This is a genomic window from Acidobacteriota bacterium (assembly GCA_016716905.1).
Classification (GTDB): domain Bacteria; phylum Acidobacteriota; class Vicinamibacteria; order Vicinamibacterales; family SCN-69-37; genus SYFT01.
This window is the reverse complement of sequence record JADJUS010000021.1, coordinates 24,798-40,025: the sequence shown is the minus strand read 5'-3', so window position 1 is coordinate 40,025 and position 15,228 is coordinate 24,798. Positions and strand designations below refer to the sequence as shown.

19 protein-coding genes and 1 pseudogene are annotated in these 15,228 nt (G+C 64.8%); 6 read left to right on the top strand and 14 right to left on the bottom strand.

The genetic code is table 11. From position 1 onward, the window contains the following. Positions 1-173 precede the first annotated feature (173 nt). Positions 174-320: a hypothetical protein gene (locus IPL75_16095; protein MBK9241727.1), complete on the top strand. Its 147-nt coding sequence runs from the start codon at positions 174-176 to the stop codon at positions 318-320. Here IPL75_16095 and mraW (IPL75_16090) read toward each other — a convergent pair. Both mraW (IPL75_16090) and mraW (IPL75_16085) read right to left on the bottom strand, forming a co-directional pair. Beyond that, complete coding sequence (mraW, locus tag IPL75_16090; GenBank protein MBK9241726.1) at positions 262-480, bottom strand: 16S rRNA (cytosine(1402)-N(4))-methyltransferase; 219 nt, start codon at positions 478-480, stop codon at positions 262-264. The genes IPL75_16095 and mraW (IPL75_16090) overlap by 59 nt on opposite strands. Positions 481-529: 49 nt before the next feature. Beyond that, positions 530-655 (bottom strand): 16S rRNA (cytosine(1402)-N(4))-methyltransferase, encoded by a 126-nt coding sequence (gene mraW / locus IPL75_16085; GenBank protein MBK9241725.1) that lies wholly within the window; start codon positions 653-655, stop codon positions 530-532. Between the two features lie 1,521 nt (positions 656-2,176). Here mraW (IPL75_16085) and IPL75_16080 point away from each other — a divergent pair. After that, complete coding sequence (locus IPL75_16080) at positions 2,177-2,398, top strand: hypothetical protein (protein ID MBK9241724.1); 222 nt, start codon at positions 2,177-2,179, stop codon at positions 2,396-2,398. Between the two features lie 21 nt (positions 2,399-2,419). Beyond that, positions 2,420-2,665 carry an SUMF1/EgtB/PvdO family nonheme iron enzyme gene (locus IPL75_16075; protein ID MBK9241723.1) on the top strand — a complete coding sequence of 82 codons (246 nt, stop codon included), beginning with the start codon at positions 2,420-2,422 and terminating at the stop codon, positions 2,663-2,665. A 579-nt stretch (positions 2,666-3,244) separates the two neighbouring features. Here IPL75_16075 and IPL75_16070 read toward each other — a convergent pair. From IPL75_16070 to IPL75_16040, 7 genes are read right to left on the bottom strand one after another with little or no spacing between them, the layout of a single operon-like run. Continuing rightward, complete coding sequence (locus IPL75_16070) at positions 3,245-3,619, bottom strand: hypothetical protein (GenBank protein MBK9241722.1); 375 nt, start codon at positions 3,617-3,619, stop codon at positions 3,245-3,247. Further along, positions 3,616-4,050 (bottom strand): hypothetical protein, encoded by a 435-nt coding sequence (locus tag IPL75_16065; GenBank protein MBK9241721.1) that lies wholly within the window; start codon positions 4,048-4,050, stop codon positions 3,616-3,618. Before IPL75_16065 ends, IPL75_16070 begins: the two co-directional genes overlap by 4 nt. Then, positions 4,043-4,237: a hypothetical protein gene (locus IPL75_16060; GenBank protein MBK9241720.1), complete on the bottom strand. Its 195-nt coding sequence runs from the start codon at positions 4,235-4,237 to the stop codon at positions 4,043-4,045. Before IPL75_16060 ends, IPL75_16065 begins: the two co-directional genes overlap by 8 nt. A 43-nt stretch (positions 4,238-4,280) precedes the next feature. Continuing rightward, complete coding sequence (locus IPL75_16055; GenBank protein ID MBK9241719.1) at positions 4,281-4,652, bottom strand: hypothetical protein; 372 nt, start codon at positions 4,650-4,652, stop codon at positions 4,281-4,283. Beyond that, positions 4,649-4,813, bottom strand: coding sequence for a hypothetical protein (locus IPL75_16050; protein MBK9241718.1), 165 nt, complete (start codon positions 4,811-4,813; stop codon positions 4,649-4,651). The genes IPL75_16055 and IPL75_16050 overlap by 4 nt, the downstream gene beginning before the upstream one ends. After that, the gene (locus tag IPL75_16045) at positions 4,807-5,220 is read right to left on the bottom strand and encodes a hypothetical protein (GenBank protein ID MBK9241717.1); all 414 of its coding nucleotides are present in this window, start codon (positions 5,218-5,220) and stop codon (positions 4,807-4,809) included. The genes IPL75_16050 and IPL75_16045 overlap by 7 nt, the downstream gene beginning before the upstream one ends. Then, positions 5,220-5,522 carry a hypothetical protein gene (locus IPL75_16040; GenBank protein MBK9241716.1) on the bottom strand — a complete coding sequence of 101 codons (303 nt, stop codon included), beginning with the start codon at positions 5,520-5,522 and terminating at the stop codon, positions 5,220-5,222. Before IPL75_16040 ends, IPL75_16045 begins: the two co-directional genes overlap by 1 nt. Before the next feature lie 232 nt (positions 5,523-5,754). Between IPL75_16040 and IPL75_16035 the strand changes: the two genes are divergently transcribed. Then, positions 5,755-6,303, top strand: coding sequence for a transporter substrate-binding domain-containing protein (locus IPL75_16035; GenBank protein MBK9241715.1), 549 nt, complete (start codon positions 5,755-5,757; stop codon positions 6,301-6,303). 1,745 nt (positions 6,304-8,048) lie between these two features. Here the strand turns inward: IPL75_16035 and IPL75_16030 are convergent. Together IPL75_16030 and IPL75_16025 are read right to left on the bottom strand one after the other, a co-directional pair. Then, positions 8,049-9,236 (bottom strand): alpha-galactosidase, encoded by a 1,188-nt coding sequence (locus tag IPL75_16030; protein ID MBK9241714.1) that lies wholly within the window; start codon positions 9,234-9,236, stop codon positions 8,049-8,051. Then, positions 9,203-9,664 carry a hypothetical protein gene (locus tag IPL75_16025; protein ID MBK9241713.1) on the bottom strand — a complete coding sequence of 154 codons (462 nt, stop codon included), beginning with the start codon at positions 9,662-9,664 and terminating at the stop codon, positions 9,203-9,205. Before IPL75_16025 ends, IPL75_16030 begins: the two co-directional genes overlap by 34 nt. A gap of 42 nt (positions 9,665-9,706) precedes the next feature. On the opposite strand from IPL75_16025, the gene IPL75_16020 reads away from it, so the two are divergent. After that, positions 9,707-10,849, top strand: coding sequence for an alpha-hydroxy-acid oxidizing protein (locus IPL75_16020; protein ID MBK9241712.1), 1,143 nt, complete (start codon positions 9,707-9,709; stop codon positions 10,847-10,849). A gap of 218 nt (positions 10,850-11,067) precedes the next feature. Then, positions 11,068-12,655, top strand: a pseudogene (locus IPL75_16015) (CocE/NonD family hydrolase). A gap of 154 nt (positions 12,656-12,809) precedes the next feature. On the opposite strand, the gene IPL75_16010 reads toward IPL75_16015, so the two are convergent. From IPL75_16010 to IPL75_16000, 3 genes are all read right to left on the bottom strand, one after another. Continuing rightward, the gene (locus tag IPL75_16010; GenBank protein ID MBK9241711.1) at positions 12,810-13,286 is read right to left on the bottom strand and encodes a hypothetical protein; all 477 of its coding nucleotides are present in this window, start codon (positions 13,284-13,286) and stop codon (positions 12,810-12,812) included. Further along, on the bottom strand, positions 13,234-14,667 hold the full coding sequence (locus IPL75_16005) for an amidase (GenBank protein MBK9241710.1): 1,434 nt from the start codon (positions 14,665-14,667) through the stop codon (positions 13,234-13,236). Before IPL75_16005 ends, IPL75_16010 begins: the two co-directional genes overlap by 53 nt. Before the next feature lie 138 nt (positions 14,668-14,805). After that, positions 14,806-15,222 carry a DUF2541 family protein gene (locus IPL75_16000; protein ID MBK9241709.1) on the bottom strand — a complete coding sequence of 139 codons (417 nt, stop codon included), beginning with the start codon at positions 15,220-15,222 and terminating at the stop codon, positions 14,806-14,808. Positions 15,223-15,228 lie beyond the last annotated feature (6 nt).

Here is a 15,228-nt window from a genome sequence, read left to right as displayed (position 1 = left end):
CGATGCGGAGCGCCTGAAAGGTGCGACGCACCGAGGGCGTCATTTCGGCGGGCGTCAAGCCTGGGAATGCGGCCATCAGCGCTGACCGAACCAGAGTGTCAACCGCACGGGTGGTCAACGTTGTCGGGGTCCCGAAACCCGGGTCCAGGGTCGATCTTTTTAGAATGCCGGCGATGAGGGCGGCGTGTGGTTCGTCTGCGTTTTCATCCAGCAAGGCCGCCAATGACTCTTCGGTCTCGCGCGCGATGACCTGCGCGGCCGTCACGCCACGCGAAGCGATTCCTGCGCATGTCGAGGGGGCCAGACTCCTTGGTGACTGAAACCGCGGTCGGGATTATCGAGCTGCATGGACGACACGCCAAGGTCCCGAAGGATGATGTTCGCGGTCGCGTGCCCGCAGCGGTCAGGGCTCCTTTGTAAAATGCCCGCGAAGTTTCCGTGGTGTGCGACGCAAAAGAGTCTGGACCGAACCTTCGGCACGCAGGCGTCCCTCGGTGCGCGGCAGCTCGAGGATCGACGTCAAGGCCAATCACGCGGCTACCCGGCAACACACGCGACCGAGCAACGCGCGCGTATGCCCTCCGCCGCCCAGTGTGCAGTCCACGGCCACGTCACCGGCCACAGGGCGAAGGCAGGCCAGCACCTCGTCCACCATGATCGGTCAGATTTTTACGCTGCCGGCGGCTTGCCGGAGGCCAGCACCTTGTCGATCTCGGCCGTAACGATCGGGATTCAGCCTGCATTTGTCCTGAAACCGCCGTGGATTTTTCCGGAATACCGCGGCTTCGCCGGGTGCGCGCCGGGGGCCCCGTCGGGTCTGTCATGGACGTCAGCGAATCCGGCGGCATTGCTGCAGAAGCCCCGCCCGGCCATCCTCTCCACCGCCGCAATGCTGCGCGGCACAAAATCCGGGAAAGGACTGTCGCGCCCGTCTCTGTGGATGACAATCATGTCTTCCAGCCGGATGTAGATCTGCTCTTCGGGAATGGTGAGCGCCGGCTCGGATCGTAAACACCATGCCCGGCCGCATGAGACCGGTGCCGCCGCCGAAATTATGAGTCGCCATGCCGACGGCATGACCGAGTCCGGCGCCACGCTCTGCGGACGCCCGATAGCGGTCCACGAATTGCTTCGCGACGTCGGCGTAGAGAGGTTTCTTTCGAAAACTTCGCCGCCTGCAGGATGGCGTCCATCTTGGGCAACGCCGCCCGTAGCACCTGCTGCGACCTCAAGCCCGGCTTGATGGCGCCAAGGACGGATTCGTAGATCCCGAGATAGAAGCCGCATAGTCGCGTTGGTCCCCGGCTGAACCTGCCGTTCACCGGCCATTGGCGCGTGACGTCGCAGCAGTATTGAAGCCGAGGTCGGGACAGTAGTCCATCAGCACCAGCTCGCCGGCCGTCATGATCTTCTCTCTGGCTGATGGTGCGGTTCATCGCCGCCGGGCCGCTGGCCACAATCGCGCTGATAGGCTCTCGCTCTGCGCGCCGTGGCGCACGAAGATGAACTGCGCGAGTGCGTCAATTTCTACCGGCCAAAGCCAGTAATGCAGTTGCGCATAGCCTCGATGATGGCTTCGCCACCGACCTTGTTGCGCGCGTGATGAGCGCGATCTCGGCTGCGCTTAAATCTCTCGCATTGCGTTGAGAATGGGCGAGATTCGATCTCCAGTCGTGGAGCTCGAGCGGCCAATAGTGCCTTCGCGGGCTTCGCGGCTGATTTCGCCGGTCCCACGGGTCTGCGGTCAGTATCTGCCGCATGGTGCCGCGCACCATCAGGGCTTTCACTGCCCCTTCAGTCGGCGCAAACGGCATTTACACAACGTCGTCGCGCCAGCGCGCCTCCGCTTTGAGATCGGGTTTCCAGTCGTTCAGGTGATTGGACCTCGCCCATACCCGGTGATGCGGCGGTGGCCGCCGGGTCATCCGACGACAGCAGATCACCGACCGCAGCCCGGCCTACGTTCTGTTTCGTAGATACAGGATGCTGCTGCGGTGGTGCCGTCCATCGCTAGGATGGCCTGCGTGGCGTGACGACGCCCGACAGGTAGTAGAACCTTGTTGGACTGCCGGAAGATGGGCCGACGAAGGTACGCTGGGGAGTCCCTGAATCAGGCGAGGCCCCGCGGACCTATCGCGTCGTAGACCGGGCGCGGCGCGCCGCAACCTCGGCCAGCGTGAAGTTGGTGGTGAACGCACGGCCGGCCTGGGGCCGACTGGCACGGGCCAACCCCGGCGCCGATCGCCATCACCATGAAACCGCCAAGAATCTTGCCACCTCATCGACGCCCTCCCCGGCGCATGATGGCACAGTGACGATGTTTGTGCCGATCCCTGCCGGGCGATTCCCCGCGGCAGCGACGCCGGGCAAGACGATGAGCGGCCGGTGCATGAGGTGAGCGTGGACGTTTGAGTGCGCGGTGTATCCGGTCACGCAGGCGGAGTACGCGGCGTTTCTGGAGGGGCCACCGGTCACGAGGCGCCACGCGAGTGGCCGGGCAAGATCGCCGGCGGACCTGCCCGTCACCGGCGTGAGCTGGTTGGACGCCCGTGCGTTTTGCCGGTGGCGGTCGGAGACCGGCGAGCCGGCGCGTCTGCCGACGAGGAAGGCCAGTGGGAACGGGTGGCGCGGCGGACTGGCTGGCCCGGTTTCGGTGGGGCGATGAGATTCCCGCGTGGGTGCTCAACGGCGGCCGGGGTGCGTTACCCGGCCATGGCCGGTGACGCTCGAGAGCCGAATGGCTTCGGCCTTGTTCGGCATCGGCGGGAACATTTACGAGTGGTGCGCTGACTGGTATGGAGCCGACTACTACGCCTCGTCGCCCACGGCCGATCCCCGCGCGTCCTGAGACTGGGCGGCGACGGGTGTCGCGAGGCGGCGCCCGGGCGACACGCCATCAGCCGGCTCTGCCGCTGCGCGCAGCGCAGCCGAACTGATCCATCGTTCCGGTATACGGACTACGGTTTCAGGGGTGCGTTGACGGCGTAGTTCGACGACGCGCGCCGCCCCGCTCACCGCCACCTCCGCCCGCCACGGATAGTCCTGGGTTTCCTGTGGGGATCAACGCCACGGGTCGCCTCCCGCGGTCAACACATAACCTGCGTTGACCGGGAACGACAGGAAGAATTCCCGTCCGGTGCGCCCGGCCCCGTGCGGTTCTCGATCGTGAACGTGATGGCCTCCAGCGACTTGTCCACCGCGATGTCGCCGGTCGCGGCAAATCCATCGCGCTCCAGCTCCAATTTCAACCGTGACAGGCTGTCGGCAAACGGCAGCGCATCGGTCCTGCGTCACCACCGCGAGCCGCCGGCGGACGCCGTCGCGAGGGTTGGATCAACAGCCGCGTCCTGTCGTCTTTCGCCACGCCGCCGTACGCGGTCCAGCCGAATGTCGGGTCGTTGGTCACGACGGTGGCGGCTATGCGGAGCGCGCCGCCAAAGCCAAGATCAATTTCACTGTCGTAGTGCCACGGCCCGCGCGGGACCGTGACGCCGCCGGGCACACTCGATCCCATCCATGCGCTGCCGGCCTTGGCGCTCATGAACTGCCAGCCTGCGGCGCTGTCGTTCTCCTGCCGGGAACCACGCGCCGTAGCCTGACCTGCCGTGCCGCTATTCACCAGGCTCCACGAACTGGAGATACGACGCGTACTCCCAGCTGCAGCCAGTCGTAGGACTGGGCGCGAAGTTGACCGCGTAGTCGAGCACGCCCCACCCGCCCATCGCCGCCATGTAGCCCACCTGGATCGGCGCCGAGCGTGTAATACGCGGGATTGAGCCAGCCGCGCACCACGAGCCCCGACGCCAGCTGGCGATCCATGAACGCCCGCGAGTCCTCGCGCTTCACGGTTGGATGGGACCACCACGTCTTCAGCTTGAGGTCGAACCACAGGTTCCGGTCGGGCGCCATATCGTGCGTGGCGCCGTACTTCGCCAGGGCATACGTAGACTCGAACGCCGTGCGATCGAACGCATACTCTGCCCGGAACGGATACGCATCGTCATACACGAAATACTTGGTCTTCTTTTTCCCACTCCGCCCGTCAGCCACTTCGCCTGCTCGGGATGCCCTCGGCCTTCAGCGCGTCGATCACGTCGAGCACGACCAACTCGTTATAGAGGCCCCATTTGTAGGTGTCGTAGTAGGAGGGATAGATCTCGTACGGATAGGTATAGAACGCGCGAGCGGTTTCCCATGCGCGCGTGAGGTAGCCGGCCGCGTCGAGATAGGTCGACATCTCCGGATACATCTTCGCGATCTGGGCATGTGGAAATACAGCATCACCACATGCGGATAGTCGTAGTTGCGCCAGACGTGCTCTTGGAGAGGTCGGTCTTGGCCGTGGCGCCATTGGCCAGTGAGTCTGCGTAGGCCTTGCGCCGCTCGGGATCGCGATTGACGAACCAGTGCGGCGTGCCGTAGATGCCGTATGGATACGGCCGTTCATCATCCTTGCGCTGGAGGCCGCCCCAGACAAAGTGCTTGATGTAGTACTCCAGCGATTCGATCTCGGCCCTGTCCGGAAAGGTGACGTTTTTGGCGGCGATGTAGGGCGCTTTCGCCAGGCCGGGGTCATCAGCCGTCAGGGCGTAGACCATGCGGTCGACAAAGATGTCGGGATCGTCGATGGTGCGCATGACTTTCGCCTTCATGTCGTAGGGGCCGTAGACACCGTTCCACCACTTGGTGGATCCTTCACCTGCTGGCGATTGACCAGGAACGATGCCCGCTTCTTGATCAGCGTTCCATCGGCTCCGGCAGCGAAGAACTCGAGATACGTCTTACGTCCGCCATCGTGCGTGATGGTCAGCATGTTCTCGCCGAGTTTGCGGAAGGTGACCTCGTAGAGGTGGGTGTCTGCGGGCTGCCGCCGGGCGACGCTGGCGAACCCAACGGCGTAATCGTGGTCTGGCCCGGGAACTCCGCCGTGACAGACTCGATCTGCGCCTTCGTGCGGAGGGAGAACTTCGCGGACAGGTCCGACGGCACGGTCATGCCCGGCACCACGCGAACGTCGAACAGGCCGTTGGCATACAGCAGGTCGCGGAGTTCGTCGTAGCTGGAGGCCCACTGGAGGCGGAACCCGTAGCTGGCTTTCGCGCCGGCCTTCAAGCTCAACGCGGTGTGCGCCTGCCGCCACGTGCCCGCGTCTCTTCGCTGCCCGACTTTGCCGAGTGCACGAACATCGTCCCGCCTGCGCGGCCGGCGGCGGAGAAGCATTACCGGCTTTCGTTCCGGGCTTGGCGGTGACCAGCAGGAAGGGTGGCGCCCCGAAGCGCGAACGTAGAAGAAGAAGCGAACCCGCGCCGGACATGGAACTGATGTTTCAGGAATCCGCGTTCGAAGATCTGCGCAGGGTTCTCGCCCGTGGGGCCCTGCACGGGCAGGCTGATACCGAAGTCACCCACGCGTACGGCCGAGCCGATGGCCGCCAGGTCGATGTTCCAGTCGAGCGCCCGGCCATCTGTGCTGTAGGTCTCGGTAATCGAGAGCGGCCCCGCACCCGAAGTCGAATAGCGCACCGTGCCGGTTTCCGGGTGGCGGTCATCGGCCCCGCGTGGCTACGCTGGTCCAATCGGGCTTGCTGCCCACCTGATACGCGATCATCAACCTGAGGGCGGCCGCCCGCTGGGGCCGCTGGCTGCACCGCCGCGCCCCGGCCGCCGCCCCGACCGACGGGCGCCGGCGTCGTGACCACAGCCTGCGGCGCTTGAATCCGTGAAGATTTCCGGGCACCCTGAATGGCCGCCCATCATGTACCGCAGCGGTGCCGTCATCGATGGCGCCGGTGCGGCGCTGGCTGGCAGGATCTTCGCCGACCTCGATCTCCGCACGACGTTTCCTTATTCGGGCACGTGGGATGAAGTGCAGGCCAAGGCCAGGTCCGGGGAAGTGGATGTGCTCGTCGCGGCCTACAAGACGACCGACCGCCTCACCTACATGCTCTATTCCGATCCTTACACCACCGACCCCGTGGCGTTGTTTGTCGCCAAGGGCAAGCCGTTCCTGTTTGACACGTGGAATGTGCTGGTCGGCAAAAAGGGCGTGGCGATGATTGGCGACAGTTACGGGCAGCAATTCGACGACTTCGCTGCGGCTAGCCTGCAATTGATCCGCGCCACCACGGCCGCGCAGGCCTTCAACCTCGTCGCGACCGGTCAGGCCGACTACTTCATCTACTCGCTGTATGCGGGGAATGACCAGCTGAAGAAGACCGGCGAAACTTCGAAGTTCGAGAGTCTGCCAAGTTCGTCGCCGAAGAACCGTTTTACATCACGATCTCGAAGAAATCGCCGTTTGTGATCTATCTCGATCAGATCAACAAGGCCATCGCGAGACTTACAAGGCCGACGGCACAGTGAACGCGCCTGATCGCGCAGTATTTCAAAACCGCTGAGCCCGAGCCGCGTCGCGGTCGGCTTCAGTACCGGCGTGGGCGTCGAGCGCGGCGAGCACTTCCTTAGAGATACGTTGCGCCCTCGACGCCGCTGGAGGGGCCGGCTTCCGACTCTAGCGCAAACGGACCTTTGAAGCCGCCCGCCAGCATGATGCGCACGCCGCGCTGCACGTCGTTTTGTCGCCCCACCGGTCCCAATACTTCGCGTACGTTGGAGGTGGAAGAGGGCACCAGAGCCTTAAGGCCGCTGAAGAGCATACTCGTGCTCCCAGTTGCAGAAGTCCGGCGACGTCGCAGTAGGGATGGCGATCGTGCCGACCATGATCCGCAGATTCATCGGGTCGGGCGGCAAGGCCCCAGTGATTTTCAAACGTGACCTTGATGCCGCGGTCACCCCCGAAGTCGGCCATCTCCCTGTAGGACTCGATCGCTGCGTCCAGCAACGGCACCAGATCGAGGTTGCGCGGATACCCGTCGGCACTCCGGGGGATGGCATTCGGGCGAATGGACGGGCCCAGCGCCTGCGGTGAGTTCATCCGCATCGAGACCACGCCAAGCACGGCGCAGCCCTCAAGCCAGCGCTTGGCCATCGCCACGCCGGCCTTGCGGCGCGCGTCGGCTTCAGGCGAGCCGAAGTCGGCGAGCGCGAAGGGCGCGTTGTTTGAAATGTGCTGCACCTTCGTGCCCGTCTTCACGAGTGTGTTGGCCAGCCGGTCCAGCCACTTGCGGCCCGATGCACTCATGGGATCGAAGCCGGCGCCGCCACCCCCGCCTTGTGCGGCCGTGATGAACATGCTGTCGTCCGTCACATCGCCGAACAGGCCCGAGAAGATATCCATCTTCCGCACACCAGGAAACCGGTCCTTCACGAACTGCGGGAATTCGAGCATCGTGATCTCGCCGTACGTTGCTTCATCTCGGCGGTTGTCGAGCGATCGCGATTCTCCGGCACGGCCGGGGGGGCGGGGGCGGCCGCCCCCCCCCCCCCCGCCCCCCCCCGCCCCCCCCCCCCCGGGGCGGCCCGCGCCGGCCCCCCGGGATGCGCCCTGGCGGCGGAGGAAGTCTGGCCATGCGCGCCTCTGCGTGCTGATGCGGTCCCATTCTCCTAGGCCCCGCCGGTGCATCCGTTCGATCGGCGTCATCGCCACCGCCCGAAGCGCGCCTGCCGCTTGGGAAGTCCGCCGGCGCCAGCCGCAGCGTCGGACACTCCACCGCCACTCGGCCGCCCGGGCGCCCCCCTTCTGGCTGTCGATGAGTTGAGCGCCAACGAGCCGCGCATCGGTAAGTGCATACCCCGCCGGTTCGGTCAGGTAGATTTCGTACGTCTCGTTCGGAACCACATCGCTCGATCCCTCGAGCGCGCCGCTGGACCATTTCACGTCGGTCACATCGACGGCGCCGCACGCCACATGCCGGTTGGTGGCCAGCAACTGCGGATGATCGGCCTTCTCGCGGAGGCAGATGGCCTGGACACCAAACGTCGGGTTAACGGGCCCAGGCGTCAGGCTCCCCTTGAACGTGCCTAAGAACGCTTTCGTCCAGAACTCGAATGCGAGATAGTCGCGATCGGCGGCAAGGCCGAGGTCCGCCATGCGCACAGCCGATTCGCCGCCTGTGCGCGCCAACACCATCCACTGCTCGTACGACCGACTCACATCAACCGCGTAGAGATAGTGGGTCGACAGTTCCTGCGTCGCATCAAATGTGCGCGGGCCGCTACCCGACATCTCAACAGCCGCCCGGTCGATGGCATCAGATCTCGATGGCTCCACGTCATAGATCTGCCCCGGAAGGGCGAACAACACCGGTGACGCGCGACGAGCGGCTTCCGCGATCGGTCCGATACAACCCCGGGCGGATCCGTGAGCATCAGGATCGATCCCGTCAGCGAGGTAATCGTGGTGGCTCGATAGGCGTCAGGCTGCTTCAGTTCGATGTGGTCCGGGTCGTTGCGCCAGACGATGTTGTTGAAGGAGTTGTATTCGGAGAAGCCTCCGTACCCGAAGCCGTCGTTGCCGAGCCGGCATCCATCGAACAATCCGATCAATTCGGGACGCACGCCCCAGCACATCAACTTGAACACATCGGGACCAAGCTCGGAGGTGATTGACGCGGCGAACTGGCGATAGACGGCCTCGCGGTCCAGTTGTTTGCCGGCAAAATAGTCCGCGGCGCTGTTGTAACCCTCGTACTTCAGGTGCCGCAGGGCATCCACCTTGAAGTACTTCCAGCCCGATGCTTTGAGCGATCGATACACCGGCGCCACCAGATCGGTCAGCGTCAATGGATTTGATCCGTCCATGACGTATCCCACCCAGTTGCCGCGTGCCGGGCCCCCTTCCGCGTCCTTCACGAAATACCCGGGATGCGCCATCGCGTAGTCGCGATCGGCGAATGACACGTTCGTCCACAAGCCCGCCTTGAGACCGCGTTGCGTGATCGAGTTCCGAAGTCCATCAAGTCCCTGAGGAAACTTCTCGTTGGGCGTGAGCCAGTGGCTCGGCACCCCAATTGGGTTCTGCTGAAACCCATCGTCTATCTGGATGTATTCGTAGCCGAAGGGCGCCAGCGTCTCGGCGACCACCGCGGCAGTCTCGGTGATGTCCTGCTGGGTCACGCGATCGCGGAACGCATACCAGGACGTCCATCCGGCGACCGAGGGCTTCCACGACTGATAGGTCCACGGCTGGAAGTACTTCAGGCCGCGATGCTTCTGATAGAAACGTGGGCGGAAACGCAGCACCACTTCCGATCCGGATCCGCGCAGTTGAAACGTCGTGCCTGACGCCCTGGCGGCCCCGGGAGTCACGGCCAGTTGCGCGCCCGCGTCGATTGACACCACCCAATCGCGAGTGCGGTCGTAGACCGCGCGGTTACGGAGGTTGTGGCTGGGGCCGATGCTGGTGCGCACAACGGAGCCGTTCCAGCGGGCCGGTCCACTTCCACGGCCAGAGCATCGGTGCTGGCGGACACGGTGAGGTCAAACGTGAGCGGGCCGCGGCCGACTGCGGTCCACTTGATCACCTGCGTCACGGCGCCGTTCGACTCATTCGTCACGGCGCGCCGTTCCGCGGTCACGCCGGCAGCACCGCCGATGGTCCCGTCCACAATTCGATGGCCCTCATAAGTCAGCGATACACGGTCCGCCTGGTCGGCCAGGCTGGCCGACACATTCGGAGGTTCACCGAGGGGCTGGGGTTGGCGGGCGGCCGTCGCCACCGCGAGGCTGCTCAGACAGATCATCCACGCCGCTGTACGCATCGTCATACTCCGGCGCCATTCTATGGCCGTGCGGTAGAATCCGCGCACATGTCCACGGCCGTTAATATCGCCGACCTGCGCCTGGCCGCGAAGAAGCGGCTGCCCCGCGTGGTGTTTGATTACATCGACGGCGGCGCTGACGCGGAGATCACCCTGCGCGAGAACAGCCGCGCATTTGAAGACGTCACCTTCCGGCCCCATTCAGCCGTCGCCACTTCCCGCTGCGACCTCTCGACCACCGTCCTTGGCACGAAGCTCGATCTGCCGATTCTGCTGGCACCGGTTGGCAGTAGCCGCATGTTTTATCCACGCGGCGAGGAGGTGGCTGCCCGTGCTGCCGGCGAGGCCGGCACCACGTACATTCTCTCCACACTTTCGGGTTGCCACGTTCAGGACGTCAAGAGCGCCACCCGCGGACCCGTCTGGTTTCAGCTCTACCTGGTGGGCGGACGCGACGTGGCGATGGGCGGCATCGCACGCGCAAAGGCAACCGGGTGCGCGGCGCTCGTGGTCACCATCGACACGCCGGTGGCCGGCATGCGGGAACGCGACCTGCGCAACGGGATGAAGCCGCTTCTTTCCGGCAAGCCGTTCGCGATGCTTCCCCACCTGGGCCAGTTCCTCCTCAAGCCGCGCTGGCTCGCGGCGTACCTTCGCGACGGGGGTCTGATGAACTTCCCCAACATCGTCTTGCCGGATGGCCCGATGCCCTACGCGGATGTGGGTGCGGCGCTTGAACAATCAATGACGTGCTGGGACGACCTGCGCTGGATTCGCGACGCATGGGGCGGGCCGATTGTGGTGAAAGGCGTGCACACCGCCGATGACGCGAGGCGTGCGATTGATGGCGGCGCGTCAGCCGTGGTGGTCTCGAACCATGGCGGACGGCAGTTGGACGGCGTGGCGGCCACGATTCAGGTGCTGCCCGAAGTGGTGGCGGCGGTGGATGGACGCGTGGAGGTGCTCCTCGACGGCGGCATCCGGCGCGGCGGCGACGTGGTGAAAGCGCTGTGCCTGGGCGCACGCGCGGTACTGATCGGGCGCGCCTACGCGTACGGGCTCGGCGCTTCCGGAGGTCCCGGAGTGACTCGCGCCATCGACATCCTGCGGACGGATATCGTGCGGACACTGAAACTACTCGGCATCGCGTCAACGGCCGCGCTCGACGAAAGCTTCGTACAAGTCCGTTGAGCCGCGCCGTTGGCGCGGGACTTTTTGTCAGGAGAACAATAATGCGCGTAGCGCCACCAAGAACCCACGGACCTGCGGCCCCACGGACCCACGGACTGTTCTTCCTGTTCGCCGCCCTCATCGTCCTGGGCGCGCTGGGAGGCGCCGACCGTAAACTCGGCGCGCAGGCTGGCGCCGACATCAGGGCGGCGTACACCAAGTCCGAACAGATGATTCCCATGCGCGACGGTGTGAAGTTGTTCACCATCGTCTACACGCCGAAGGACACGTCGGCGCCGTATCCGTTCATGCTGCACCGGACGCCGTATGGGTCGCCGCCGTATGGCGCCGACGCGTATCGGGCCACGCTTGGGCCGTCGGCAGACTTCGTGACCGAGAAGTTCATCTTTGTGTATCAGGACGTCCGCGGGAAGTTCCGGTCTGAAGGCGACTTTGTGGTGATGCGGCCGCTGGTGCCGGCGCCGAAGGGGCCTCGCGCCACGGACGAAAGCACCGACACGTACGACACGATCGACTGGCTCGTAAAGAACGTGCCCAACAACAATGGCCGCGTGGGCCAGTGGGGCATCTCGTATCCCGGCTCACAGACGGTGTGGGGCATGATCGACGCGCACCCGGCCCTCAAGGCGTCGTCTCCCCAGGCGCCGGCCATCGACATGTTCCTTGGGGATGACTTCCATCACAACGGCGCGTTCAGGCTGATGTACACGTTCAGCTGGCTCGCCGGAAACGCGCGCCCGCGAGCCGGCGCCACTGAAACACGCGGCGGGGGCTTTGACTACGGCACACCCGACGGGTATCGCTTCTTCCTCGATGCGGGCCCGGTGGCCAACATCAACGAGAAGTATCAGGTGGAGCGCGCGACACCCGCCAACAAGAACCGCATTGTCATCGGACCGTGGCTGCACGGCGGATGGGCCTCGATGCCTGGCGATGCGCTGGGCGACATCCGGTTTGGCTCGCAGACCGGCGACTACTATCGCCGCGAGGTCGAGTTTCCGTTTTTCACGCATCACCTGAAAGACAAAGGCGCGGCGCCAACAGCCGAGGCCACCATGTTTGAAACGGGCGGCAACACCTGGCGCACCTTTGACGCGTGGCCACCCACCACAACCGGAGTCGCGCACGCTGTATTTCCAAGCCGATGGCGGGCTGTCGTTCTCGCCGCCGACAGCCGCGACGGCGGCCTCAGGTGGAGGCTTCGACGAATACGTCTCGGACCCATCGAAACCCGTGCCGTGGAGCACCGAAGCGCGCACCACACAGGGCCACTTGTGGATGGTTGAGGACCAGCGCTTCGCGGCCACGCGGCCAGACGTGCTGGTCTATCGCACCGAGCCACTCACCGAGGACGTGGTCATCGCCGGACCGATCTTTGCGTCCATCATCGCGTCCACAACAGGGACCGACGCCGACTGGGTGGTGAAATTGATTGACGTGTATCCGGGCACCGCGCCTGACAACACACCCAACCCGCGCGGTATCAGGATGGGCGACTTCCAGATGCTGCTGGCCGGCGAAGTCTTCCGCGGCCGCTACCGGAACTCCTTCTCCACACCCGAGGCGCTGGTCCCCAACCAACCCGTGAAGTACGAATTCGACCTGCGCGACCGCTTCCACAGATTCCTCAAAGGCCACCGCATCATGGTGCAGGTGCAAAGCACCTGGTTCCCGGTGATCGACCGGAATCCGCAGACGTTTGTGGATATCTACAAGGCCAAGCCCACCGACTTCCAGAAAGCCACGCACCGCGTTTACCGGACCGCGGCACAGGCTTCGGGGGTGAGGGTGGGCGTGCTCAAGTAGTCCGGGGTCCAGGGTCCAGGGTCCAGGGTCCAGGGTCCAGGGTCCAGGGTCCAGGGTTCTCGGTGGCGCTTCGCGCATCCTGATTCTTAACTAAGCCCCTGCGCCGAACGGCGCAGGCACAACGAACTCTGGACTCTGGACCCTGGACCCTGGACTATCCCAACTTGGTGGGCTTCTGCTTGTAGAATCCGCTCGCCCCTTGATAGGCAGCAGCCAAGGCGAGTAGTGGCTCTTCTCCGAACGGCCGCGCGAAGAATGTCACGTTCGTCGGCTGGCCATTCTCCGCGAATCCGTTGGGGATGTTGATCGCGGGATAACACGCGAGGTTCGCCATGGTTGAGTGGCGAGCGGAAGGATTTTGCGGGCCAGCCGCGCCGCCCCCACCACCTGCACCGCGCCCACCACGACCTGCCGCCGCGGGATCCCCACCACGACCGCCGGCCCTTCCGCCCGCCGCAGCCGCCGCAGCTGCGGGATCCACCGGGTCTCCAGCGCCGCGACCGCGGCCAGCCGGCGTGGGTGTGCCTCCGGTGTTGTTGGACGCCACCACATACACGTCGAGTCCGCGCGTGGCCTGCTCAAGTTCCATCATCATCATCATGCGGATGCGCTGCTGCTGAAGGAACTCCACGGCCGGAGTCAGCCACGCGTTGGCGCGGCCGCCGCCGCGCGAGCCGGTCATCTTGCCGGTGCGAGTCATGCGGTCGAAATGCGGCCGACTCCACACCGATGGTTGACCCCTGTGTGTTGGCCATGGGAATGGTCATGGGTACAAACGTCGTGACTCCGAGCGTGCGCAAGGTATCCAGCACCTTCTCCGCATTCTGTTTCGCCGCGGCGTTGGTCAGTGTGTCGAACGACTCCTTGATGTAGCCCACACGCAGCTTCTTGATATCCAGTCGCGCGTCCCAGTTGAACGGCGCATCCGACACGCTCATGTCGCGACCATCCGGCTTCGCGATCGCCTGCATGACAATGGCGCAGTCTTCGGCGTGGCGGCAGATCGGCCCCAGCCGATCCATCGTCCACGACAACGCCATGACGCCATGTCGACTGATGCGCCCAAACGTCGGTCGCAACCCCGCAAGGCCGCACCGCGCCGAAGGGCTCAGAATGGACCCGCTGGTCTCGGAGCCAATCGCAAACGCGACACACCCGGCTGCGGTGGCCGACGATGGGCCGGCTGAGGATCCGCTGGAGCCGACTGCTGGATCCCATGGACTCTTGGTCTGTCCACCGAACCAGTTGTCGCCCGACGCCAGTTCGCCGGTGGTGAGCTTGGCGATCAGCACGGCGCCGGCATCGCGCAGCATTTCCACCACGCTCGCGTCGTAGTCAAGCACCTGGTCTTTGAGCGGCGCGGTGCCCCACGTGGTCTTGTAACCCTTCACGGAGATGATGTCTTTCGCGCCCCAGGGAATGCCGTGGAGCGGGCCCTTGTACTTACCCGCAGCAATTTCGGTGTCGGCCTGCTTCGCTTGCGCCCGCGCCACATCGTCAAGGAACGTCACCACGTTGTTGAGCGTGCCGTTGTAGCGATGCAGACGGCCGAGATACATCTCGGTCAATTCAAGTGAGGTGACCTTCTTCGTGCGCACGAGTTCGGCGAGGTGCCGGAGCGGCCAGAAGGCCACGTCCTCGAGGTTGGCCGGCCGCCGCAGCGGCGGTGGCGCGCTGAGACGGAAGGGCCGCGCCACCTTATCCACCTCGATACCCGGCACGAGAGAACTGAAGTGATACGGCGGCGAGACATCGTTGGGAATATCGATCTGCCGATTCGCCTCGTATCGCGTCAGGCTCGTGTTTGCGCCGTTGACCATGGCCTGGCGTTCGGCCTCGGTGCTTTCGATGCCGGCCAGCTTCAGCGCGCCGGTCACCATCTCAAGGGTGATTCGGGATGCGCCCTGCTCCTGCATCTTCGCCCAGATGATGCCTGGGGCCAGAGTGGCGCCGAGTCCGGCGCCGGCAAAGTGCGTGATGAAACGACGACGGGTCTCGTTCGTGGCGGACATGGGGACTCCTGAGGTGGGCGCTATTGTAGCGCTCTGCGCCCACCCCAGGGCCTCGGCCTTGAGAACCAGGCCGAGCTACGCACCGGACAATTTCAAGCCAGCACGTAGCTCGGGCTGTTCCTCAAGCCCGAGTGTCCCCTAGTGCCGCCCGAGGACGCGGACGGTCGCCCGCTGGCCGCGGCCGATCGAGGCCGTGTCGTACCAGAAGTCGATCGACCGGATCACCCGATCGGCGCCGTCAATGTCGATCACGCGTGATTCGCCACCGGCGCGAATGGTGTTGCGCAGTTCGACGTTCTGGTCTGCGCCGTTGGCAAAGTGAATCACCACGCGATGAAAGTCCACGGCCCGGCGCTGCACTGTGAACTTGACCGCCGTGAACGTGCCCCGTGACCCGGTCACCACCACCGTGTCGTGGTCCACGCGGTCGGTCACGTTTCGCTGGCCCAGGGATACCCAATTGCCCTGGCCAGGCTGCGCCGCCACCGCGCACGCTGAACTCGCCATCACCGCCACCACCGCCAACACCGCAAGAATCAATCCTCGTCGCAACATAAGTAA

Excerpts from the sequence above, each read along its gene's own strand:
- IPL75_16060 (MBK9241720.1), bottom strand. The coding sequence starts at position 4,237 with ATGTCGACCTATCTCGACGCGGCCGGCTACCTCACGCGCGCATGGGAA.
- IPL75_16035 (MBK9241715.1), top strand. The coding sequence starts at position 5,755 with ATGTACCGCAGCGGTGCCGTCATCGATGGCGCCGGTGCGGCGCTGGCT.
- IPL75_16050 (MBK9241718.1), bottom strand. The coding sequence starts at position 4,813 with ATGCTGACCATCACGCACGATGGCGGACGTAAGACGTATCTCGAGTTC.
- IPL75_16095 (MBK9241727.1), top strand. The coding sequence starts at position 174 with ATGAGGGCGGCGTGTGGTTCGTCTGCGTTTTCATCCAGCAAGGCCGCC.
- IPL75_16000 (MBK9241709.1), bottom strand. The coding sequence starts at position 15,222 with ATGTTGCGACGAGGATTGATTCTTGCGGTGTTGGCGGTGGTGGCGGTG.
- IPL75_16025 (MBK9241713.1), bottom strand. The coding sequence starts at position 9,664 with ATGACGATGCGTACAGCGGCGTGGATGATCTGTCTGAGCAGCCTCGCG.
- mraW (MBK9241725.1), bottom strand. The coding sequence starts at position 655 with ATGGTGGACGAGGTGCTGGCCTGCCTTCGCCCTGTGGCCGGTGACGTG.
- IPL75_16055 (MBK9241719.1), bottom strand. The coding sequence starts at position 4,652 with ATGAAGGCGAAAGTCATGCGCACCATCGACGATCCCGACATCTTTGTC.
- IPL75_16005 (MBK9241710.1), bottom strand. The coding sequence starts at position 14,667 with ATGTCCGCCACGAACGAGACCCGTCGTCGTTTCATCACGCACTTTGCC.
- IPL75_16045 (MBK9241717.1), bottom strand. The coding sequence starts at position 5,220 with ATGCTTCTCCGCCGCCGGCCGCGCAGGCGGGACGATGTTCGTGCACTC.
- IPL75_16020 (MBK9241712.1), top strand. The coding sequence starts at position 9,707 with ATGTCCACGGCCGTTAATATCGCCGACCTGCGCCTGGCCGCGAAGAAG.